Raw genomic sequence first — 23,215 nt, 5'->3', positions numbered from 1 at the left:
TATGTATTTCAGGATTGAAATTTAAATCAAAAAGGATATTGGCAATAACATATACTCCTGTTATGATTATCAATGATTTTAAGAACCACTCCATAGAATACCCACTCCTATATCCTTATTCTCTCAAAGTAATAAGGTTACCAATGCTCTTGCAGCTGTTCCAGCTAACCAACTAGGTACACCCATATTTTTTAATTGAGTTGTTAGTGCATTCGTTATTGTGCCCTCAAAGTCTACCACAATATTAAGGGTCTTCATTACAAATTCGTAACTTAAATATTTTTTCAGGGTACTTTTCGAGCCTTTTGAAATAGGCAGTTTATTAACATAATTCCTTACAGTTCTATCCCATGAGATTCTACCAATTTTTTTGAGTTTTTTTATCATGGACTTTGCCGCTACTTTAGCTGCTTTCGATTTCACGCCAAATGTTGTAACAACATGGTTTTCAGTGTCTTCTCCAGATAAACTTGATTGAATCCCATTTACAATGTCTGTCTCAGCAATTCCATGAGCTTGCAATTCATTTTGTAACTTTAATAAGTTTTGAGTTTCAGTATTTGTTAAATGAACATTTTCTTGCTGATTAGATACTTCTGCTGCTTTTATATGAGTTGTAAAAGGAACAGACACACTAAACAAAATAGAACTCGCAACTGTGACATGAATAATTTGCTTTTTCATTATATCCCCTATCTATTTAGTTTTATTGCTTCATAACACAGTTTATTATATCACAGGTTTACGGGTATTTCATTAAGTATTGCATTTAATGTTGCAATTTAGGCACCTAAAAAGTTTTATGAATACACAAAAATCTGCTTGACGTTTACAAGGAAGCATTTATAATGATAAATGGATGTATAAATGATAATGATTTTCATTATCATTAGAAGCAAAAAAGGAGGTGTTTTTTTGAAAGGGACGAGCAACGGTGTAATCGGGAAAATTTATTATCCTGTTATCTTTCTCCTTATCTGTATGATTGCGTTTTCCGCCATTTATTCGGTTTCAATTGGAACGGTCCACATACCAATTGAAAAATCAATGAATGTTTTGCTGCACGTCCTGACAAATGGCAAAATGGGGCACATTAAAGGGATGGAAAACTCCTCCTATTTTAATATCATTTATCAAATCAGAATGCCCAGAGTTATTTTTGCTTTATTGATTGGGATGGGCCTTTCTTTGTGCGGGATTGTGATGCAAGCAGTTGTGCAAAACCCGCTCGCTGATCCATATATTATCGGGATTTCTTCAGGAGGAACGCTTGGTGCGACCATTGTCATTTTGATCGGGTTTGGAAGCAATGCCTTGTTTGGCACATTTAGCATTGCATTTGGCGCTTTTATGGGTGCGATGGCAACATCCGTAGCAGTATTGCTTTTGTCAAGTGTTGGCGGAAAAGCAACATCTGTAAAACTGGTATTGTCAGGCGTCGTTGTCGGAGCATTGTGCAGTTCTTTTTCCAGCCTTGTGATTTACTTTGCCAACAATGCAGAAGGGATTAAAGACGTTACGTTCTGGACAATGGGAAGCCTTGCATCGGCGAGCTGGGAAAAGGTGCCGGTTTTGTCTGTTGTGGTCCTGATCGGCTCTTTGATTTTTCTTTTTCAGCACCGTGTGTTAAATACGATGCTACTCGGTGATGAGTCTGCCGTCACATTGGGCATTCATTTAAGTTTATTCCGCAAGCTCTACATGGTGGTCACAGCATTGATAACGGGTACGATGGTTGCTTATGCCGGCACAATCGGATTTGTTGGTCTGATCATTCCGCATATTTGCCGGGGTATTTTCGGCGCAGATCACAAACAGCTGCTTCCGGCAACAATCCTTTCAGGGGGGCTCTTTTTAATATGGGCGGACATTTTGTCCCGAATTCTAATCCAAAATGTAGAATTGCCCATCGGCATCATTACATCAGTGATCGGCTCCCCACTCTTTATCTATATGATTGTGAAAAAAGGCTATCAATTTGGAGGTTGAGGGAAGTGGAATTAACGGCGGAAAAGCTGCAAGTAAAAAGAGGCAGGAAAGAGATCATCAAAAACATGTCCGTGTTTGTCAAAGATAAACAGTTTGTCGGTTTAGTAGGCCCGAATGGATGCGGGAAGTCAACTTTGCTCAAAAGTATCTATAAAAGTCTTGTGCCGCAAAATGGGAGCGTTTTTTTAGATGACCTTAATGTACTGAAAAGCTCGGCAAAAAAAGTTTCAAGGCATTTAGGCGTAGTAGGGCAGTTCAATGAAATGAATTTTGATTTAACAGTCGAGCAAATGGTGCTGTTGGGGCGGACACCGCACAAGAAGTTACTGGAATCGGACCAGCCGGACGATTACAAAATTGTTGAAGAGGCATTAAGGAAAACGCAATTGCTTGAATATAAAACACGCAGCTATTTGTCATTATCAGGCGGGGAAAAGCAACGGGTGATTCTTGCCCGTGCCATAGCCCAACAGCCGGACTTAATGATTCTCGATGAACCGACCAACCATTTGGATATTCGCCATCAAATCGAAATTCTTTCCTGTGTCAAGCAGTTTGGCATTAGTGTGCTGGCGGCTCTCCATGATTTGGATCTGGCTGTCGCCTATTGCGATTATTTATATGCCGTGAAAGGCGGAGAAGTATATGCACATGGAAAACCGGAAGAAGTGCTGACCTCGGAATTAATTGAGGAATTGTATGAAATCAAATGTCAAACTTATGTGAATCCTGTGACCAACCGGCTTGGATTTGCATACGAACTTTAAGGAGGATGGACAGACATGAAAAAAGGAATCTTTGCCGGTTGCCTCATCGCACTGCTTGTCCTTGCGGGTTGCGGGAACAGGGAAACGACCGGGTCGGAAAAAAATATGAAAAGCAAGTCGAATTATCCGCTGACGATTCATAATTATACAAAAGCAGAGGGCGGCACTACATATAAGAAAAAGGATCAGGTATTCAAGGAAGCCCCGAAACGGGTGATGGTTACGACAAGAACGGCGGCGGAACTGCTCCTTCATCTTGGCCTGAAAGATAAGATTGTCGGGGTAGGCGGGAATTTTGGCGCCCCGGACAAATCGGTTGAAAAAGACTATGCTTCATTAAAGATACTCAGTAATTCGTATGTCGGAAAAGAAGCGGCGCTTGGGACAAACCCGGACTTAATTGTCAGTCGCGGCGGCTTATTCGATAATGCCGACTGGGGTGTCGGAACGGTTGATTCTCTGAATGATATGGGGATTCATACCTATATTCTTGAATCATCCATTCCGGGCGGGACCTATGACTCAATATATAAAGATATTGACAATCTCGGAAAAATTTTTAATGTCCAGGAAAAAGCAAAACTATTTTCCAACAAATTAAAGGCGCGCCAGAAGAAGATTACATCGGAACTGTCAGGCATTCAAGAAACGAAGACATTCGCCTATTTACACATGTCCGATCCGAAAGAAATCAACATCTACTCTGCTTATAATGAAACTTTTTTCAATAATGCTTTTGGTATGTTAAAACTCAAAAACATATTTCAAAATGTGCGGGGGACTGTTAGTGTAGAGCAATTAGTAAAAGCCAATCCCGATGTATTGATTGTACTGAATTGGGAAAACAATGCCGATAAGGTCAAAAAGGCTCTTTATGAAAATCCCAAATTATCGAGTATGAAAGCAATCAAAAATAAGCAAGTTTACGCGATGGATTATAATGAGCTTTTCGGCTACAGCTACAACACACTCGATGGAATAGAACAACTGGCAAAGGAAATGTACCCTGATCAATTTAAATAGGTTTTTCTCCGTAACCCAAAGTTGGGAAACAAGGGAAGAACATTAGCCCATATGATTACGATGCATGCATTTTGTAATTTCCAGCATCCTATAGGTAAAACCAAAAATGATGGTGGAAAGGAAACGATATAGGATGGGTGCAATCAAGCATAATGGATATACCTTCGAACCGGAGTTCAGTGTGGTCAGCCAAACCGGTGCCATTCATGTTTATCATGGAGAAAAATTTATTGAAGAAATCCGATTCGAATTTAATGGCGACTATCAAAAAGCCCCATTCGATCATTCTCTGATGACTCGTTTTGGACCACGTTTGGGTGCAAACGTGAATCATTCTGGGAGAACAAGAGCGCCAATTGGAAGAGGTCTCTAAGGAAAATGACTACGATAATTATCGTCATGATGATGACGATATTGGAGTGGCGACCTCAATCTTCCGACCCTACTTCGGAAGAGAATTCAACTGACTCGGACTCTGCTAAAACGAGGAACAAAGGAAAGCTCATTCTCAATGCAACCTGTGCACTGGCCGATATTGCTTACCCTACAGATCTTGGACCCCACATTTCGCACGTCTTAAATATAGTTCATTCTAATTTTTGAATGAACTATATTTAAATGGCTTGGTGGGATGATATCTTCTTATTTTTGAGGAATTTTCGATAAAATTCTTTTCAATTCGACATTCTTTTCATGAATTCCTCCTATTGTGTGTTATTCTCCTTTGTTTTCGACATTTTTTGACACGTATATTGATACATCATACCCGCATAATTCAATGATTTTTTTGGCTTGTGAATCAATATTATCGGGTAAGAGCCTTATTTTTTGTTGATTTTGATTTATAAGGATCACGGTAATATCTTCTAATTGCTCTAACAATGCTTGGCCTGTGGGTTGATAGAGTTTCCTTTTTCCTTTCAAGATTAGAGATAGGTTCTTTTCTTTCAGTTCTTTTCTAACTCGATATTCTAAAATTCCATAGATTAATAAAGCCATCACATACACAATACCTAAGGCCTCAACCCTTTCCGGGGTTTTTAAGTAAATGGCATCAATCATTTGTGAATCTTTGATTAATCGGAAACGGGTCTCAGCGGCCGACTGTCCTTTATAAACCCTCAAAACTTCTTGATTGGATAGTGTCTCCTCATCTAATTTATTTGTGATTAAAACAAAAGTGCTGAGCATTTTTTTCTTATTTTCGATAAAATCATGATCTTTTTCAAACGATTCCAGTTGTATTTGATAGATTTGTTCTTGTTTTGTCTGTTCGTCCTTTTTAGGTCTTCCTCTCTTTTTTCGTTTGATAGGTTGATCACTCATCTGGACGTTTAGTTTATAACAGAAATATGAAGCCTTTTGTTTTTTCTTAAAAGATTGAATTGCTTCTAGTGCGTCCTCTTTACAATGAAAGATAACTTTACTCAGTTTTTCTATCTCTTTTTTTAATTGTATTTCTTCCTTTTCGATCGCCCGATTTAGGGTTTTCTCTTTTCGTTGATCTAAATTGTTTGAGTGGACAACAAGAAACCGGTAAGGAAGGTTTTGAATTTGTCTTTCAAAAGCTTGAATTTGGTAAATAGCTGCGTCTTTTTTATTGCTAAGTGAGCCTACCCTTTCCCAGTTATTGAGCAACCATGCCTCTTTCTTTAGTTCTGTGCTTAAACCGAATGTATCAGGTAAACGGGAAATAAACGATAAATTTTGTTGTTGAATTTCCGCTAGATTTTCCGTTGTGATTAATGCAGAATCGGCTTGATAAATGAGATTTTTCCAATCTTCATGGGAAAGGATTTTTCTCATCTTTTGAATGAATTCCACATTCCAAGATTTATCCGAAGTATTCCCATTTTCTACTTTTGCAAGGATAGGAATTCGTTCAGGTGTGACCCCCATCCCCAGAACGATTTGTTTTAAGTCAGGCCTATGGGCCTTACTATACCCGTACGTAATTTGCAGTCCATCTTCCTTCGGTTGCTTATATTCTCCGTAAACAGAAATTGAGGTTGTATCGTTATGCAGTACACCAATAGGAAGATTCAATTTTTTTAGTGCTTTTAATGCAATGGTGGAATAGACTTTCCATGCTTCGGCTTCATACAAGTAATCTAATGCTCTTCCTAATGCATCATCATTTAATTGATCGGGTGAAACCGATGTATCGAAAAGCATCTCAGAATCTAGGTTTTGATAGAATTCATGAACCTTATAAAGGGGCTTGCCACTGCATAAAATGTTTAAGACAAGGGCTTTAATCCTTGTTCCGGGTGAGACATGACAACGGACAGAATCCCATTTGACTAAATCATTAATGGTCTTTTCGAGTTCTATTTCATCACACAGTTTAGATAAAAGTTGAGACGGCCCCACATGTAAGGTTAAAATTTGATCTGACATAAAAATTTCCTCATCTTCCCGTAATTAGATAATCATTCAATTCTACAAAGAAGGAGAAAATTCCTTTAAAAAAATCATAAAATGGAAAAATTTACGTGCGGAATATGCGTTGGACTGTTGAACAAAGCCCCTGAGACATATCATTGATGTGCTGCATGAACCACACAAAGGAAGGTTACAAAAGCCACGGACCTACAGAAAAAGGCCCCGTAAGGACTATCTTTCTGTCGCTAAGCGACGCAAAGCTGGTTCCCGGAAAATCTGGAAAGCTACTTCGGTTGGCGGGTCAATAATGGGCTCGGTTTTTGTGGAATCGTATGATCAAGGAATTGCTAATTGGTACTGGTCTTTCAGGCGTTGTTGTCATGCTCCAAAGGCCAGAAGAAAAAAATGGGATCATTTAATTTAACATACAATCTGGATTTGCGGTGTTTTTTCAGTCAAATTTGTTTCCAATCCTGTAATTACAAACAAACCACCCATTACGATCGAGTGGGATTAAAGTAAATATCAAACTTGAAGCCAGAATGTTGATTTAACAGCATTTGGTTAAGATACAAAGACAGTTTTTGCGGGTAATTAGATATTTCTCCGCAAAAATTCGTGACTCATATCATACAGGAGCACAAATTGAGATGTTTTTTAAGAACATTTCTCGTTCAATTGCATGTTTGCAAGTCTCGCAAAAGAAAGTCAATTCAAATAAAATGTGAATTTTTTGTTAAAACACTTGAAAAATGGAATAAATATGATTATCATAAAATTATGAAAGGAATTGCAATCCTTTCAAGATCAGACTTTGGTAATGAGGAGGGTGGTTCAATTGAAATAATCAGTAGTTGCCTAAGTTGGTGGAATTATTTTAGATTAAATGAAAGCGCATACTAAGAACGGCGTAAGGTCTAATGGGTACTTCATTTTAGGAGGTAAATATCATGAAATATTTGAAGAAGTTGTTTACACGAAATGAAATTAATTTGGGGATCATTTCATTTGGCTACAAGGGCAAAAAGTGGCACTGGTAAAATTGCGTCAAGTAAGAGATGAAGGGTTTATTTTGGGATATGAATATCATGAAATAATTGAAGAAACTATTTCGCGGAATGAATTTAACTTAGGGATCATCTCGTTTGGCTACAAAGGCAAGAAATGAAATTGGTAGAATGTTTAGTTATATACTCAACTTTCGCAGACTGAAACAGGTAGGTATACCTTGATATAATTCGGCAGACCCGCAATCCATTGTTGTAGTTGACTTTTGATCAGTTGTTGAATTTTCTTATTACTTTTATCCAGAGTATCTTCAAGAATCTCGACTAACTGCTGCAATGCAACAGCCCAATCAAGGTCATCTATTTCATCACATAATTCATAAAACATGCCACCTAATGTTCTGTCATCTACACTGCAACGGTTTTGCCATGACAAGACAATATACCTTGCAAACACAATGGTCGTGTGGCTGATAAGCGCGTCATATGAACGACTCTGGAATTCCTTTTGTAGTTTTAATAGGGACTTTGTTGTTTTGAAGAAAACCTCAATATCCCAACGCATCCCGTAAATACGGATGATTTCCTGGTCACTCAGTGTACAGTCTGTACTCAAAATCGCCAACCAGTCGCTTTTCTTGTTGCGGTTGCGAACAAAGACAACTTTAATTGGCACGCCATTGGCCTGCGTTGTATGGATGGAACGCAAGATTCCTTTCTTTCCACTAGTCGGTTTAGCTAGACGATACAATTCATCTAGGCTAACACGCTTACCATCGACAAAATAGCGTTGTTTTAATTTTTTGACCATACCAATTACGTCAAGACCTTGTTCTGTAATCTCCTTGATGAGAGGTTGTTGGGTGAACCACGAATCCATTAGAACATAGGAAGCATCGATACCAGAATTCATCGCCCGGGCAATCATGCCGGGAATCTGTTCTGGTGCCGTTTGTAATGCTTCTTTTCGGCGCTTATAACCGGAGCTACGTTTATCGATATTTTCGGATATGCCGTTGATCTGGCTCTTTTTCGAACTCAATAATGAGAAGTCAACGGGTAGGAATGTTGCGCCATCAGACCATCCTAATGTCAACATGCGGAATCCTTTGTAAAAACGCATTTTTTGAGATGCATGATCAAAGCAGCGAGCCAGAAGCTCAACGTGTTTGCTTCGGTTCCGGTCATAAGATGAATCATCTAAAATCAATACTTTCGGACGGTCATGACGTGTCAATTTCGAAACTTTTCCAATCACTGAGGCAACCAGTGAAAGGAGGAAACGACGCCAGTTGAACGTTGATTGGTTGAGAAACCGATAAACGGTATCTTTGGCTGGAATGTCTGTAGCTTTCTTACTTTCCAACATCCTGAACCAGTTTTTGTTTTCAAAGATCATACAAAAAATCAATTGAAAAATGTAGGCACAAGAAAAACCAAAGGACTTCGTAATACCAGCGATTCGCAAGTGTTTCAACACATTCAACTCTTTAAATGTTGATTTTATTTCACAGCTCTGAGGAGTAAAAATTTTTCGTGATAATTTAAGTATCCCCCCCAAAAATACGGCCAAATATGTAATAATTTAAATAATTAGAGCTTGCTGGACGAATATTTTGGCATGGCTTAGTGACAAGTCGAATACAAGCTAAAATTTGATTCGTTCAGCAAGCCCTAATTAAACTTGGCTGTTTTGAGGGGGTTTTTATTTTGGTTACTAGAAAAGAAAAAAGAAATCGTGAAAAAGAAGCAAATTATTTTTTCGAGTTCCTTAAAATTCAGAAGCATTTTTTCAAAGACCTGATGAATAACCTAAAAAAGGTAGCAGACCACCGACATCAAAGCTATATCACTTATGGTCCAGAGGTCCTTTTATTTACGATGATGTTGAAAAATATGACCGGCCTAAAATCCATGAGAAACATGAGTGAGCGTTTTAATAAAGAAGAATGTATTAAAAATGTAGGGAAGGTGTTAGGCTTAGATTCTCTTGAAGAACTTCCACATTATGATACAATTAACGACTTTTTATCTGGCTTAGATGTAAATGAATTAGAAAAAATTAGAACGTATATGATTAAAGAATTATTGAAAAAAAGGTCTCTCGAGTCTTATCGAATTGAAGGAAAGTACTGGGGTGTCATCATTGATGGAACTGGATTACACACCTTTCATGAGAAACATTGTAAACACTGCCTGAGACGGGCATATACAAATAAAGAAACAGGAGAAACGAACGTACTTTATATGCACCATGTACTTGAAGCCAAGCTTGTCGTGGGGGATATGGTCTTCAGTATTGCCTCCGAATTTATCGAAAATGAATCAGAAAATGTTTCTAAGCAAGATTGTGAATTAAAAGCCTTCGACAGGCTGGCAAAGAAAATAAAAAAAATATTTAAAAGACTACCGATTTGTATCTTGGGAGATAGTCTCTATGCATGTGAAACGGTATTTAATCTGTGCAGGGCGCACAAATGGAAATATATATGCAGATTTAAGGAAGGGAGAATTAAAAGTATCTCGACGGAGTTTAAGGCAATAAAAGAGCTGGAACAAAGTAAGGATCAGAATTCATTAGTTTGGGTGAATGATATTGCCTACAAAGACAGAACGGTCAATCTGATGGAGGCCACAATGAAAACAGAGGATGGGAAATCGAAAGAGTATGTATTTATAACGGATATTAAAATCACGAAAAAGAACGTGGAACGACTCATCGCTGCAGGAAGAAGCCGCTGGAAGATTGAAAATCAAGGATTTAACGAACAAAAAAATAATCGTTACAATATAGAACATGCCAATAGCCAAAACTACACAGCCATGAAAAATCATTATTTATTAGTTCAAATAACAGATATTATTAGACAGCTGTTTGAAAAAGGTTCGTCAATCTTAAAAGCACTCAAAAAAACGGCAAAAGAAAAATCCTCAAATCTGTTGGAATCGTTTCGGACACGCATTTTAACAGACGAGGATTTCACCCATTTAAGTAAGCCAATACAAGTAAGGTTTACTTAATGGTTATATTATAGCAAAGGATGTGATGTAAAAAAAGGTTTTTTTGAAGTTATCCACAATTTTAAAAAAGAAATTTGCAAATTCGGCTCTTTTTGACTTTGAAAGCAGAAAAAATAGATGGAAAAATTTTCTAAATGTGGATAAGTCATTTTATCATAAAACATCTAAAAATTGATGAATTTACTCTTCAGAGCTGTTTATTTCATTTGGTAGTTGATTATTCAGGCTGTTTTTCGCTATCATAGTAGGAGACACCTCTTCTATTTGGTAGTGATTGTCGATAAATCAACTATACCAAAAGTAGAGGTGTTTTTTCATATATTAATTTTACTGTCAAGTGCTGTATCTGAGACGTAATAGACATTAGCCAGCACTGAATTTATTATGATTTTCTAGGCGCGAAAGTTGAGTTATATATTTGTTAGTTTCATTTATGGCTTTTGAGAACCTTACCGGTATATAAATAAATGGACAAAACGTAACCGGAAAGGATCTTAAACAGATATCTTTCCGGTTATTTTTTAGTTCTAAAATGTAATGCGAGTTGATAAAATATGAGAGTAAACTTTCAAAAAATAGAAATGTTGTTTTTATCTATGGCTCTCATAATGATTGCTGGGCTAATAATCAATGTTGGCAATGTTTTTGCAATTATCTTTCCATTCCAAAATAAAGGTTTACTTGAGGTCGTTATACTTGCCGTGTCTGCCCCAATAGGATTCATTATTCTACCGCTTTTGTTGTCGCGAGTACTAAATCTAATCCATTTTAAAATAAAATTCAATCTAATGCAGGCAGTTCTTTTATTTGTTGTTATCGCAATTTTAGCGCTCTATTTTTTTCATTCTAAGGAGATTATACACGATTTGATAATTGCAATTTGTGAAGAGTTTTTATTTCGATATGTCATCTTCAACATTTTAAGCTCGCAGTTTGATAAAAAAGCCACATTCATTATTGGATCGCTCTTATTTGCATCTTTGTTACATTTGAATGGGAATTTTATAATTAATTTGGCAATTAAATTTCCAGCAGGGCTTTTATTGTACTACTTGGCTGATACTTTTGGACTGCAAAGTTCAATTGCATTTCACTGGCTTTATAATATGGTAATCGGGCAAATTGTTTGATACGAGGTGAAAAAATTGATTTTAGTGGCAGTTTTAACCATTCTTTTCAATATTATATTGTATATTGTTAGCACACAGCTGTTAGCTCATATGTCAGTTTTAATATTCGTTCTGCTAATATATTTGGCGCCGTTGATAATTAATGGTATATTGACGCTGTTAATGAGACATCAAAATTTGGAAAAATCAACGATAATTAGTGCTACTTTTTTCCCCACGATTTCAATAATTACGTACTGGTTATTGGGAAATGCGCTTGATGGAACTAAAAAATGGATGAGTTTTGTAGCAAAAAATAGTGTAAGTACAGGTGATACATACGTCAAAATTAATCCTCACCTGACAAGTATTTCTCAGATGATATTTGTCATTATTTTATATTTCAGTATTGAATTCCTACTATTAACTATTATAAAGAAGTTGAGAGGTACACATCATGAAAATAATTGAAGCTACAAATATTAGCAAGAAATATAAATCAAATTCATTCTATTCGCTTAAAGATATAAATTTTGCGATTGAAGAAGGCGATATAGTCGGCTTAATTGGCAAAAACGGAGCTGGCAAAAGCACATTATTAAAGTTAATGGCAAAGGCTCAAAAACCTACAACTGGTACAATAAAGTTTAAAGGCAAGGATATTTCGAAAAGTGATAATATTCTTGATAAATTTGGTATTATGATAGAACCGATTTTTTATCCACATTTAACGGTATATGAGAACTTGATGTTTTTCTTGGAAATTCACAAAAAAGAACAGTATGTGGATAATATCAAAAGTATTTTAGAGCTAGTCGATTTGTGGCATGCAAAAGATCGCAAACCAATGGACTTTTCATTTGGAATGAAACAGCGGGTTTCGCTAGCGCTATCTCTAATAACGGAACCTGATTTTATGATATTAGATGAACCTTTTGTGGGGTTAGATCCAATTGGTGTAAAGAAACTCATCGGAATTTTACAGCAATGGTCTACTACTAAGCACACATCAATGATTATTTCAAGCCACCAATTAAATGAGCTAGAGGATCTTTGCAATCGGTATATCTTTATTGAGTCCGGGAAATTAAAAACACAATTTGATGATAAAAAGAATTTCTTAGTAATTCAATTGGATTTGCAAGACTCTCAATCACAGCGGATAGCGAATAGTGTTGCCTCTAAGTATAAACTTGAACTCAGAGGACAACTGTTAGAACTACCAATAGCGATTGAGAAAGATCAGTTAAATGAAATTTTAGAACAACTATCTTCTCAAAAGTTAGTTGAGAAGATTTACACAACTAAAGATGAACTAGAAAGTTACTTTACGGAGGAATAGCTGATGAATTATTTATGGAAGCCAGTTTTTAGAACTGTTGTTAAAAGAAAAGAAGCGTGGCTGTGTGTAGGGTTTAGTATTTTTCCTTTACTCTTACTAATTGTTGATCTTTTTAACACTAATTTTATGCAATTAAGTGCACCTGAAGGTTCTATGAGCTTTGTTGAATTTTTTGGGGCGGTTGAGTCAGTTCAGTATCAGTTGACTTTGCCGATTATTGCTTTCATTTATTTGGTAATTTCTTGTTTTCATGATGAAATTACTACGGGGAAAATGTTTCTTTTTAAAGATATTAACCGGACAGAAATTTTAAATGCTAAAATCTGGTCAATTTTTAGCATTTATTTTACTTACTTTATTTTCACATTTGTCACCAGCCTGGTTACCTATTATTTGCACTTGGTTCATATGTCTTACACGTCAGGAACCTTTTTCCCAAGGCATGTTGCGGATCTGCAATATGTAATTATTTCTGTACTCGGAATTTTTGTCGTAACACAGTTGTGTATCCTGATTGCAGTAGCTAGTTCGATTAAACTAAGTAATGGCTTTACGATGTTGATTGGCATTATTTTTGCGCTTGTCACTTTTATTGCGCCTAGTTTAAAGGGCTTAAGATATTTCTTGCCTAATGGATATTCGAACTTAGTTACACAGATGGGCTTTGGTACGGCTTTGTCTGTTATGATATTTATGTCTTTGGCTTATGCCTTAATTATTTACGGATTTGCCAATCACACTTTTAAAAATTTGGAGTATTAAAGTCATGCAAATTCTACTAGGTATGTCAGGATGCGATTACAATGAACACTAATGTATCAGAAGCAAGTGATTTTAAAAAGCTTTTTAGAATCTGTCTGCCACATAAGGGCTTGTTAATATTGGGAGTTTTTTGTAGCGTCCTTGGAGCGTTAGCTGAACTTATTATACCACAAATGATTGGTAGAATAGTAGATGTAAAAACAATGCACTACATTTTAGATAATAAATTAATTATGCTTGGGGGAGCTGCGTTCTTCCTGATTATATATTTGATTCAAGGGATTGCTATTTATTTGCTGGGGCGTGTAGGGGCAGATGCCATGAATAGACTACAAACTGAGTTTACAAATTACACGTTCTCGCTCCCACTTTCGCAAATAGATCATCAGTCTGCAGGTGATTTGGCAAGCAGACTGACCAATGATATTTCAGAGGTCACAAAAATAGTGACAGTTTTGTTTCCACAATTAACCATCAACTTGATTATTGTTTGTGGGTCAGTCCTGATGCTGCTAAAGATAAACTTTAAATTAACTTTAATCTCACTTTTAATAATTCCAATATGTTTTATAATTATTGCACCGATAAATAACCGATTAGAGAAATTATACAATGCACATCAAACTTACTTGGGAAATATAAGTGGTGAATTTACGCAAAAAATTAGAAACGTTAAGATTATAAAAGCTTTTTTGGGGCATAAGCAAGAGGAAAGTAATTTTAGGATTAGATTCAATGCGTTAGCCAACAATTTAGTTCAAATTGTAAAGGTTCTTGCTGCGCTGAATACATTTATGTCAGCTCTGATGATGTTGTTTGTAATCGTAATTTTGCTTTCTGCAAGTTTGAGTGTAACACAAGGTCTTATGACGTTCAGTGCCTTAATCACGTTTATTTTATATATTGTGCAAATGGTAAACCCCATGATAGATATTATAAATAATTTGTCAGAGCTTTCAGAGACAAAGGGGGCTTTACACAGAATTACTTATATTATGTCGCTCCCTAATGAAGATCTTAATCAGGGTGATTCCAATTTTAGAATTCATGATGGGGGAATATGTTTTAATCATGTCACCTTCGGCTATGAATTGGAAAAACAAGTTTTAAATGGTGTTAGTATTTCGATCGCACCTAAACAGTTTGTTGCAATTGTTGGACCAAGTGGTGCTGGGAAAACAACTATACTATCACTGCTAATGAAGTTTTATACTGGGTATACTGGAAGTATAGAAATAGATGGAATTTCACTTAGTAAAATCTCACCTTTTGCTCTTAGAAATCAATGCGCCTTTGTTCTACAGAGCAATAGTTTATTTTCAGGTACAATTCGAGATAATTTGCTTTATGGTAAGAATAGTAACGCTTCAGAAACCGAGATTGAGGCAGCGTTGGAATTATCTGGTGCAAATACTTTTGTGAATCAATTTCCACAGGGGATAAACACAAAAATTGGTGAAGATGGTATTGGCTTATCCGAAGGCCAAAGACAGCGATTAAATATTTCCAGAGCATTTTTAAGGCACCCCAAGATAATACTCTTAGATGAGATAACTGCAAATTTAGATGCAGTTGCAGAGGAAGAAGTTATTGATGCAATCAAAGCAATCAGCAAAACAGCTACTACAATCATGGTGGCTCATAGACTCAAAACCATTTTGAGAGCGGATATTATTTTTGTAATGGAAAAGGACGGTACTATTAAGTTCTCAGGAACACATGATGAATTACTCCAAAAAAGCTCCACTTATCAAAAAATTTACGAGGATAGTAAAATTTAGAAATATTTTCAATAATGAACGTCCTGTTGAAATGTTGTGGAATTCTAAACCTATTCAGCCTTAAATATTTTTGTTGATAAATGATCAGCGATTTACGAGTAACGAATTTTTTTACATATTTTCAAAAGAAAGGATCAGGGACTGAAGAAAAAAGGGAAACAAGGGAAGAACATTAGCCCATATGATTACGATGCATGCATTTTGTAATTTCCAGCATCCTATAGGTAAAACCAAAAATGATGGTGGAAAGGAAACGATACAGGATGGGTGCAATCAAGCATAATGGGTATACCTTTGAACCGGAGTTCAGTGTGGTCAGCCAAACCGGTGCCATTCATGTTTATCATGGAGAAAAATTTATTGAAGAAATCCGATTCGAATTTAATGGTGACTATCCCCAGCATGATTTAATAGAAGAATTGGTAAATCATTATCTGCATGAAAAACATCTCTAGTTCGTCAAAACGAAACCCAATTTACCTGAATCCATACAGGCAAATTGGGTTTTTCCTTACTGCACTCTGCCAGGCATTACCCTATTCTTCCAGGATCAGATGAACGTTCAGTTCCTGCATTTTTGTGATGATTTCTCTTTGCGTCAATTGTCCGGGGTTAAATTCAATTTTGATCTCTCCGTCATTTGTATCAGACAATACGCGCTCAATCCCGTCCATCTTTTTCAATTCATGCTCGATCAACTGAATTTGGGATGGATCGGTTGCATTTTTGGCGTAAACGGTCATATTTTCCATAATATTCCTCCTTCAATAAGGTGCCATTATGATTGATTATACCCTTTAAAAGAATTTTTTAGCTGCCCATTAAGAAATATAACCGTGCTATATCCCCCACACGGCCATGTTTGCCCAGCTCCCGCATACCGGCGGATCGGGGCCATCCATTCTGCCGTTCCGAGCATAGAGCATTAACGTTATTTTTTCGCCTGAATACATTAAGGAAAATGGATAAAGAGGTGTAATCATGGATTCAAAATCTTCTTATTATGGATCAGAAATCAAGTGTGAAGAAGTCTCGAACACATTTCCGCCCCAGCACCAGACGAGGCAGCCGGGATTTGAATATTTGATGATTCCCCGTCCTGTTTATGACAATCCCCATTATATTGGAACAGGAAAACTGAACAACAAGGTTGCGATCATTAGTGGGGGTGACAGCGGAATTGGCAGGGCTGTAGCAGTGGCTTTTGCAAAAGAAGGAGCAGATATTGTCATTGCTTATTTTGATGAACATGAAGACGCCAGAGAAACGAAGCAGGCTATTGAGCATTTGGGGCAGCGTTGCCTTTTGATTCCAGGGGATTTGCGCAACAAAAACCACTGTCAGTATGTCATTGCCTGCACCCTTGAAACATTCGGAAAAATAGATGTTCTTGTCAATAATTTAGCGGTTCAATTTGTTCAAAACCGGTTTTTGGATATTAGCGACGAACAGTGGCATACGACGTTTGATACAAATTTGCATCCGTTTTTTTACATGACAAAGGCCGCACTTCCTTATATGACTGAAGGAAGCAGCATTATTAATACTGCGTCGATTAATGTCTATACCGGCCGGAAAGATTTGATTGATTATACAGCTACGAAGGGGGCAATCGTCAGCTTTACGCGCGCGCTTGCCAATAACATCGTTGACCAGGGGATCAGGGTGAATGCTGTTGCCCCAGGCCCAATCTGGACACCGCTTATTCCTGCATCCTTTTCACCAGATATGGTAAAAACGTTTGGAAATAACGTACCAATGAAACGCGCAGGCCAGCCTTATGAACTGGCTCCTGTCTATGTGTTGCTTGCTTCAAGCGACGGCTCTTATATCACAGGCCAGACCATTCATGTGAACGGCGGAGGTTTTGTCGCTTCATAACCGGGGTTTGTTTTTGTCCGTATCCTAAAAAACCTGCTGCCAAATGGGTTAACCTCCGTTTTGCTACGCTGTAGCTTTTTTACATGCAGAACCAGTGCCCAAACCCTATTCGGTAAGTCCGGATGGGGAAAAAGACGTAAGCGCGATGAGGCAATTCGTTACAGGATGGTAATCTGTTTTGGGCGGCGGGCTTTTTATATTGCTGTAACGGCGGTTGCACGGATTAAGCAGTTGATACCAGCCGCCTCTTTGTTGATCAACAAAATAGGTCCAGCAATAGGTAAACAGATCACGATACAGTTGCAAGGCATTGCGGTCAGATGCGGCCAGCAGGGATGATGCACCGATCGCTTCAGCCATGACCCAGTAATATTTATCACAATCGATCATACGCCCGCCTGGAGCCATGCTGAAAAAAATGCCTCCATTTTTCCGGTCCAAGCCTAAGTGAATAGCGGATTGGAATAAAGATTGTGCCAACGGTTTCCGCCAATTGCCGGGAGCAAGCCGATCTAATAACAGCAACAGCTTGCTCCATTCAATCGAATGGCCGAAAATAAAGCCATAAGGCCGAAGCTCACTTTTCGTAATGCCGTAATTGTACGTCCAATCGATTGTCCAATCTTCATGATAGTGCTCCCAAATCAGTCCTCCTGATTGGGGAAGTAGACGAAACATGACCGACTCGGCAATGCGTTCTGCTCTTTCAAGATATCGCTTGTTGCCGGTTGCTTCATATGCTGTCATCATCGCTTCGCACAGATGCATATTGGCATTCTGTCCGCGGTAAGGGGATACTTCTGACCAGTCGGCTGAGATTTCATCAACATACAGCCCCTCATTTTCCCTCCAAAAATGGCGTTCCAATACTTCAAATGTCTCCGCAATCATCGGAAAAGCAGATGATATGCCTGCTTTCGCTGCCATCGCTGCGGCTAACAAAACAAAGGCATGACCATATGCTCTTTTCACTGAATGGGATACAGACTGGCCCTTTAATTCCCAATAATACCCGCCGTGTTTGTGGTCGCGCTGGTGACGTTGCAAGAACGAAATGCCGTGTTCCGCCAGTTCCCGGTACGCTTGGCCGGGCTCCAGCAACGCCGCCACACTGAAAATAAACACAAACCTTGCCTGGCCTACAAGTTGTCTCGTTTCATAATCGCATACTGTGCCGTCATCAAGAAAGCAGTTGATATATCCGCCGGACACTTTGTCTATACAGCGCGGTGCATAAAAGTTTATCGTATCCAGAATATGCTGTTTCAGAAAACGGGTGGATGTAAAATCCGGCAATTTTTGCTCCATCTTCGCATCACTCCTTATAAAAAGTACTTTATGATCCGCTTCCGGCAAATATGAGAGCAGCAAACGGCAATAAGCAGGGGCTTTGCTGCTGGTCCAATACCGGAACCCGCAAAATATGGAGGCGTACTTTGAGGGGGCTTTTTGTAAACGCCGTAAAAGCAAACCTGGGCTGGGAAAATTTGTGCTGCCCTTTTTTGATGTATAACACTTGAAAATGGGGCGGAATATTACTATAATTAATCCCATAAATTTAGTGAGGATTAAAGGGGGAGTTTTATGCTTTTAACAGGGTTAATTTGCGGGGCATTGCTCGGCTTTGTGATGCAAAGGGGCAGGTTTTGCCTGACGGGCGGCTTCCGTGATATGTATATTGCAAAAGACAATCGCATGTTTTACGCGCTGTTAATTGCGATCGCCGTTCAAAGCATCGGAGTTTACGCACTTATTCAGCTTGGCATGATCAAATATGCTGCAGGCACATTCCCGTGGGTTGCTGCTATCATTGGTTCATATATTTTCGGGATAGGGATTGTCATGGCCGGCGGCTGCGCAACCGGGACATGGTACCGTGCCGGCGAAGGGCTTTTGGGCAGCTGGATCGCGCTCTTTGGCTACATGGTCATGAGTGCCGTGATGAAATCCGGCGTGCTTTTACCGGTAACCACTTCCCTTCAGTCCGTACAGCTTCCGAAAAACGCGATTGCAGATACACTGGGGATTAACATTTGGATCATTATCGCAGTCTTTTCCCTGATTGTACTGACCATTTTAATCAGGGAAATGCGGAAGCCGAAAGTGGCGGTTCCGGCGATGAAGGCAAAACGCAAAGGGCTTGCGCATCTTTTGTTTGAAAAACGCTGGCACCCGTTTTTTACAGCAGTACTTATCGGACTTATTGCGATTTTAGCGTGGCCTTTAAGCGAAGCAACCGGAAGAATGGATGGCCTCGGGATTACAACGCCGACTGCCAATCTTCTGCAGTTCCTTGTAACGGGTGACCAAACATTTGTAAACTGGGGCGTTTTTCTCGTGCTCGGCATTTTTCTCGGTTCTTTTATCGCCGCAAAAGCGAGCCGCGAATTTCGTTTTAGAATGCCGGATGCAAAAACGGGTATCCGCAGTTTCTTTGGCGGTATTTTGATGGGATTCGGCGCCAGTGTCGCAGGCGGCTGTTCGATCGGCAACGGCCTCGTCAAAACGGCAATGATGACATGGCAGGGCTGGTTTGCACTGCTGTTTATGATATTTGGCGCATGGACGGCTTCCTATTTCATGTTTGTCCGCCCGCAAACAAAGCGCCAAAAAACCGCGGCGAAAACGGCTGTCACCACTGCATAAGGAGGAATGGAAGATGGAAAAAGTATTGGAAGTCATGGGCCAGGTTTGCCCATTCCCGTTAATCGAAGCAAAAAAAGCCATTGAAGAAATTCAGCCGGGAGATGACCTTGTCATCCATTTTGACTGCACGCAAGCAACGGAAAGTATCCCGCGCTGGGCAGCTGAAGCAGGCCACACTGTCACAAACTTTGAACAACTTGATGAAGCAGCATGGACGATCACAGTCCGGAAAAAATAAATCTTGATTTCTAACGCAGGCTGTCTCACAAGGGGCAGCCTGTTTTTCGGTGCGCCGTGCATGGCTGCTTGGCGCTCGCCGATGAAATTTGAGCAAGGAGAAAGCTTGGCTACCGATGCTCGACAGGCTTGTAGTGGGTCTCAAGAAGGCTGGTTTATAAAATCTGCGGCGTTTTCCATGGGTAACGTCTATTTTCACGGAAATCAGCGGAGACATCTGAAATATAGTCGCGTTTTCACACCCATCTACGTTTTGGATCAAAAGACGAAAAATTTTGAAATCATCATTTTTGTCGAATTGGTGTTCCCTTCATTTCAAAAATGTTGTATAATAAAAACGGAATAGTTTTAATACTTGAAAAGGGGGAATGGGATGGATAAGCGGACTGGGCGCAATGAATATGACCGTCATTGGAAGCGGGTCATTCATTCGCTGTTTGAAGATTTTGTTGCGTTTTTTTCACCAGGCTTGTATGAGATGATTGATTGGGACAAGCCACCTGACGACCTGGATAAGGAGTTCCAAAAGCTGAATCCGGACGGCAAAAGCCGTGACCGGGAAGCAGACGGGCTTTTTAAAGTGTATTTGAAAAATGGTAGCGAACAGTGGATACTTGTCCATATCGAAGTGCAGGGGTGGAAAGATACTGGTTTTGCAGAAAGAATGTTTCAATACTTCTACCGGATTTTTGATGCGTATGATAAAAAGATATTTGCGCTTGTGATTTACACCGAAGATTACTCCGAAACGTATACCCCACCCCGTTATGAATACAACTTTTTCGGGACAAAATTGAATTATGAATACAATGTGTATAAAATAGCGGAACAAGATGAAAATGAATTGTTGCAATCGACTAATCCATTTGCTTTTGTAATCCTTGCGACAAAAAAAGCCCTGTATGGAAAAACAGCTGCACAGCCAACCAAATTAGAATTGAAAAAGCAGCTGCTCCGGGTTTTAGCTGTTATGAAAGATCGCTTGCAGCTCGATAAAAAGGATTTACTGACACTTTTCATTTTCATGGACCACATGATAAAACTCGAAAGTCAATACCAACAGGAGTTTAACCAGGAAATCAAAAATTGGGAGGGCGGCACGATGATAACGTATGAAGATGAACTAAAACAAGAAGCAAGAAAAGAAGGAAGAGAAGAAGGAAGAGAAGAAGGTAAACGAGAAGGAAGACAAGAAGAAAAAATTGAAATTACCCGAAACCTTATTAAACTTGGGATACCACTCGATTTTATCAAAAAAGCAACAGGCCTTTCCGAAAAAAAGGTCCTTGAAATAAAGGAGAAGCTGGAAAAGGAATAAGGGCTGATGGCTTTGAAATGGGAGGGCGGCACGATGATAACGTATGAAGATGAACTAAAACAAGAAGCAAGAAAAGAAGGAAGAGAAGAAGGAAGAGAAGAAGGTAAACGAGAAGGAAGACAAGAAGAAAAAATTGAAATTACCCGAAACCTCATTAAACTAGGGTCATCCCTCGATTTTATCAAAAAAGCAACAGGCCTTTCCGAAAAAAAGGTCCTTGAAATAAAGGAGAAGTTGGAAAAGGAATAAGGGCTGATGGCTTTGAAATGGGAGGGTGGCACGATGATAACGTATGAGGATGAACTAAAGCAAGAAGCAAGAAAAGAAGGAAGAGAAGAAGGGAGACAAGAAGAAAAAATTGAAATTACCCGAAACCTTATTAAACTTGGGATACCCCTCGATTTTATCAAAAAAGCAACTGGCTTTTCTGAAAAAAAGATCCTTGAAATAAAGGAGGAGCTGGAAAAAGAATAAGGCGAATGGTATTGAAACGGGAGGGCGGCACGATGAAACGTATGCGGATGAACTAAGATAAGAAGGGAGAAAAGAAGAATTGCAAAAGCTAGCGGAATTGGAAATACCGATACTGATCCAACAACTAAAGATCAAACGTTCTTCAACTGATCAAGCTTTAACAGATGACACCTTTACATTAGGATGACACGACTTCAGACCAAACAGTTACTAACGAAACCAACACTGACAATGTTCGTTCAGAAGTTGCTCCAACTGCTGTTAGCGTAGTCCAACATGATTCATATGGAAATCCTATTTCGCCAACGTCAACATTAGCAACAACAATTAATTTTCTTAATAAAGGTTACACAACAAATGTACGTATTGCAACGGGAGCGACTTTGGAAGTGGAGCAAAGAATCCATTGTTAACAACGTCTTTTACTCCACCGTTATAATCAGAGGCCGTCTTTTTGCCAATGTTGATCACGAGACGGCCTCTGACTTTTCAAGTTCTGGTTGGTCATAAAACCAATATGCGGATACTGCTGCCTTCCTCCGCAAAATAATATTTGTTCAAAAGCCGTATGCTTAATAGGACACATAAGGTTTGAGGGTAACCTCCATTTTAATGCTCCTTTGTAAAATGAACTAAACATTGCTACTTTGTTGCCGGCTGCAAAAAATCATCATGCAAATGGATGAACTTGTCAATGTAAAAACTTCAGTTCATTTTATATTCTTTATTTAAATAGCGAGATGATTAGCTCTTTCCCAATGAAGATAGCAACTAGCCAAATTATAAGTGCAGACAATTTGTTCAACCGAATCATCCATTTACCGGTTGTGTCTACCCTACCTAACACGCTACCTGCTACAGCTAAACTAAAAAACCATATCCAGGACACACCTATACAGGCTATTGTAAAAACAAGTTTATCTAAACCAGTATAGCTTATTGAATTAGAACCGATCACCCCAATTGTGTCCAATATGGCATGAGGATTTAATAAGGAAACAGAAATTGCAAAAGTCATTTGTTTTTTTGCTGACATCTTACTTTCTACTTGTTCGTCCTTTGAAGGAGCAGATTTCCAAATCGACCATCCCATGTAAATTAAAAATAAAAACCCAATCCCATAAACAATGGTTTGAAGCCATGAAAATGATAAAACAATAACTGAAACACCTAGAATGGCCAAAGTAATTAAGATTGTGTCACAAACTGCTGCTGTGATTACTACTGGTAGAGCTTTTATAAGATTTGATTGCAAAGCACCTTGGTTAAAGACAAAAACATTTTGTGGACCTAAAGGTAAAATGAGACCAAAGGCTAAAACAAATCCATGTAAAAATGCTTCTAACATCTTCTCCCTCCTTTCAAAAAGAAAATTCAAAGGGTAACTCCTTATGATTGATTAACCTATGACTATTTTAGAGGAGAATCCCCCATATGTATCCATCCAAATTTGATGGATATTAAACCAACCAA

At 38.6% G+C, this 23,215-nt stretch carries 23 protein-coding genes; 17 read left to right on the top strand and 6 right to left on the bottom strand.

Translation table 11 applies throughout. The features are described from left to right. Positions 1 to 123: 123 nt before the first annotated feature. Complete coding sequence (locus NSS95_RS15190) at positions 124 to 684, bottom strand: hypothetical protein (RefSeq protein ID WP_013860643.1); 561 nt, start codon at positions 682 to 684, stop codon at positions 124 to 126. Between the two features lie 231 nt (positions 685 to 915). Between NSS95_RS15190 and NSS95_RS15185 the strand changes: the two genes are divergently transcribed. The 4 genes from NSS95_RS15185 to NSS95_RS17035 all read left to right on the top strand — a co-directional run bounded on the left by NSS95_RS15185 (position 916) and on the right by NSS95_RS17035 (position 4,152). After that, on the top strand, positions 916 to 1,989 hold the full coding sequence (locus tag NSS95_RS15185; RefSeq protein ID WP_014096843.1) for a FecCD family ABC transporter permease: 1,074 nt from the start codon (positions 916 to 918) through the stop codon (positions 1,987 to 1,989). Between the two features lie 65 nt (positions 1,990 to 2,054). Next, a complete protein-coding gene (locus tag NSS95_RS15180; protein ID WP_205421988.1) occupies positions 2,055 to 2,756 on the top strand; it encodes an ABC transporter ATP-binding protein in 702 nt (233 codons plus the stop codon). Between the two features lie 15 nt (positions 2,757 to 2,771). Further along, positions 2,772 to 3,779, top strand: a complete 1,008-nt coding sequence (locus NSS95_RS15175) for an ABC transporter substrate-binding protein (protein ID WP_014096845.1) — start codon at positions 2,772 to 2,774, stop codon at positions 3,777 to 3,779. Positions 3,780 to 3,912: 133 nt separating this feature from the next. Next, entirely contained in the window at positions 3,913 to 4,152 is a 240-nt protein-coding gene (locus NSS95_RS17035; RefSeq protein WP_429890436.1) for a DUF5370 family protein, read from the top strand. A gap of 341 nt (positions 4,153 to 4,493) precedes the next feature. Here NSS95_RS17035 and NSS95_RS15165 read toward each other — a convergent pair whose 3' ends face one another. Together NSS95_RS15165 and NSS95_RS15160 are read right to left on the bottom strand one after the other, a co-directional pair. Then, positions 4,494 to 6,179, bottom strand: coding sequence for an IS1634 family transposase (locus NSS95_RS15165; RefSeq protein WP_260832243.1), 1,686 nt, complete (start codon positions 6,177 to 6,179; stop codon positions 4,494 to 4,496). Positions 6,180 to 7,358: 1,179 nt separating this feature from the next. Further along, a complete protein-coding gene (locus tag NSS95_RS15160; protein ID WP_340714058.1) occupies positions 7,359 to 8,702 on the bottom strand; it encodes an IS4 family transposase in 1,344 nt (447 codons plus the stop codon). Between the two features lie 179 nt (positions 8,703 to 8,881). Between NSS95_RS15160 and NSS95_RS15155 the strand changes: the two genes are divergently transcribed. The 7 genes from NSS95_RS15155 (at position 8,882) to NSS95_RS15130 (ending at position 15,641) form a co-directional block, all read left to right on the top strand. Beyond that, positions 8,882 to 10,192 carry a transposase family protein gene (locus tag NSS95_RS15155; protein WP_014095824.1) on the top strand — a complete coding sequence of 437 codons (1,311 nt, stop codon included), beginning with the start codon at positions 8,882 to 8,884 and terminating at the stop codon, positions 10,190 to 10,192. A 554-nt stretch (positions 10,193 to 10,746) separates the two neighbouring features. Further along, positions 10,747 to 11,322, top strand: coding sequence for a type II CAAX endopeptidase family protein (locus NSS95_RS15150; RefSeq protein WP_168986137.1), 576 nt, complete (start codon positions 10,747 to 10,749; stop codon positions 11,320 to 11,322). Between the two features lie 6 nt (positions 11,323 to 11,328). After that, positions 11,329 to 11,772, top strand: coding sequence for an Msa family membrane protein (locus NSS95_RS17030; protein ID WP_368027835.1), 444 nt, complete (start codon positions 11,329 to 11,331; stop codon positions 11,770 to 11,772). Beyond that, entirely contained in the window at positions 11,759 to 12,643 is an 885-nt protein-coding gene (locus tag NSS95_RS15145) for an ABC transporter ATP-binding protein (protein ID WP_211161999.1), read from the top strand. The genes NSS95_RS17030 and NSS95_RS15145 overlap by 14 nt, the downstream gene beginning before the upstream one ends. A gap of 3 nt (positions 12,644 to 12,646) precedes the next feature. Beyond that, positions 12,647 to 13,405 (top strand): hypothetical protein, encoded by a 759-nt coding sequence (locus NSS95_RS15140; RefSeq protein ID WP_168986136.1) that lies wholly within the window; start codon positions 12,647 to 12,649, stop codon positions 13,403 to 13,405. A gap of 41 nt (positions 13,406 to 13,446) precedes the next feature. Beyond that, positions 13,447 to 15,186: an ABC transporter ATP-binding protein gene (locus tag NSS95_RS15135; RefSeq protein ID WP_340714017.1), complete on the top strand. Its 1,740-nt coding sequence runs from the start codon at positions 13,447 to 13,449 to the stop codon at positions 15,184 to 15,186. Positions 15,187 to 15,449: 263 nt separating this feature from the next. Next, entirely contained in the window at positions 15,450 to 15,641 is a 192-nt protein-coding gene (locus NSS95_RS15130; RefSeq protein WP_017551807.1) for a YbxH family protein, read from the top strand. Between the two features lie 81 nt (positions 15,642 to 15,722). Here NSS95_RS15130 and NSS95_RS15125 read toward each other — a convergent pair whose 3' ends face one another. Next, positions 15,723 to 15,938 carry a DNA-binding protein gene (locus NSS95_RS15125; RefSeq protein WP_017551808.1) on the bottom strand — a complete coding sequence of 72 codons (216 nt, stop codon included), beginning with the start codon at positions 15,936 to 15,938 and terminating at the stop codon, positions 15,723 to 15,725. A 229-nt stretch (positions 15,939 to 16,167) separates the two neighbouring features. Here NSS95_RS15125 and NSS95_RS15120 point away from each other — a divergent pair, with 229 nt between their 5' ends. Then, positions 16,168 to 17,067 (top strand): SDR family oxidoreductase, encoded by a 900-nt coding sequence (locus NSS95_RS15120; RefSeq protein WP_061577785.1) that lies wholly within the window; start codon positions 16,168 to 16,170, stop codon positions 17,065 to 17,067. Positions 17,068 to 17,172: 105 nt separating this feature from the next. Here the strand turns inward: NSS95_RS15120 and NSS95_RS15115 are convergent, their stop codons facing one another. Next, the gene (locus NSS95_RS15115; RefSeq protein ID WP_014096849.1) at positions 17,173 to 18,375 is read right to left on the bottom strand and encodes an AGE family epimerase/isomerase; all 1,203 of its coding nucleotides are present in this window, start codon (positions 18,373 to 18,375) and stop codon (positions 17,173 to 17,175) included. Between the two features lie 276 nt (positions 18,376 to 18,651). Between NSS95_RS15115 and NSS95_RS15110 the strand changes: the two genes are divergently transcribed. From NSS95_RS15110 to NSS95_RS15090, 5 genes are all read left to right on the top strand, one after another. Then, a complete protein-coding gene (locus tag NSS95_RS15110; protein ID WP_046721781.1) occupies positions 18,652 to 19,713 on the top strand; it encodes a YeeE/YedE family protein in 1,062 nt (353 codons plus the stop codon). Between the two features lie 13 nt (positions 19,714 to 19,726). Further along, positions 19,727 to 19,951, top strand: coding sequence for a sulfurtransferase TusA family protein (locus NSS95_RS15105; protein WP_014096852.1), 225 nt, complete (start codon positions 19,727 to 19,729; stop codon positions 19,949 to 19,951). 372 nt (positions 19,952 to 20,323) lie between these two features. Further along, positions 20,324 to 21,268 (top strand): Rpn family recombination-promoting nuclease/putative transposase, encoded by a 945-nt coding sequence (locus NSS95_RS15100; protein ID WP_328229339.1) that lies wholly within the window; start codon positions 20,324 to 20,326, stop codon positions 21,266 to 21,268. Between the two features lie 33 nt (positions 21,269 to 21,301). After that, positions 21,302 to 21,517, top strand: coding sequence for a hypothetical protein (locus NSS95_RS15095; protein ID WP_237682111.1), 216 nt, complete (start codon positions 21,302 to 21,304; stop codon positions 21,515 to 21,517). A gap of 33 nt (positions 21,518 to 21,550) precedes the next feature. Next, positions 21,551 to 21,742: a hypothetical protein gene (locus tag NSS95_RS15090; protein ID WP_234969536.1), complete on the top strand. Its 192-nt coding sequence runs from the start codon at positions 21,551 to 21,553 to the stop codon at positions 21,740 to 21,742. A 724-nt stretch (positions 21,743 to 22,466) separates the two neighbouring features. Here NSS95_RS15090 and NSS95_RS15085 read toward each other — a convergent pair. Next, positions 22,467 to 23,090 (bottom strand): LysE/ArgO family amino acid transporter, encoded by a 624-nt coding sequence (locus NSS95_RS15085; RefSeq protein WP_026684643.1) that lies wholly within the window; start codon positions 23,088 to 23,090, stop codon positions 22,467 to 22,469. Positions 23,091 to 23,215 lie beyond the last annotated feature (125 nt).

The sequence above is a fragment of the Weizmannia sp. FSL K6-3076 genome (assembly GCF_038007245.1).
Classification (GTDB): domain Bacteria; phylum Bacillota; class Bacilli; order Bacillales; family Bacillaceae_C; genus Weizmannia; species Weizmannia faecalis.
This window is presented reverse-complemented; position numbering and strand designations above follow the sequence as displayed.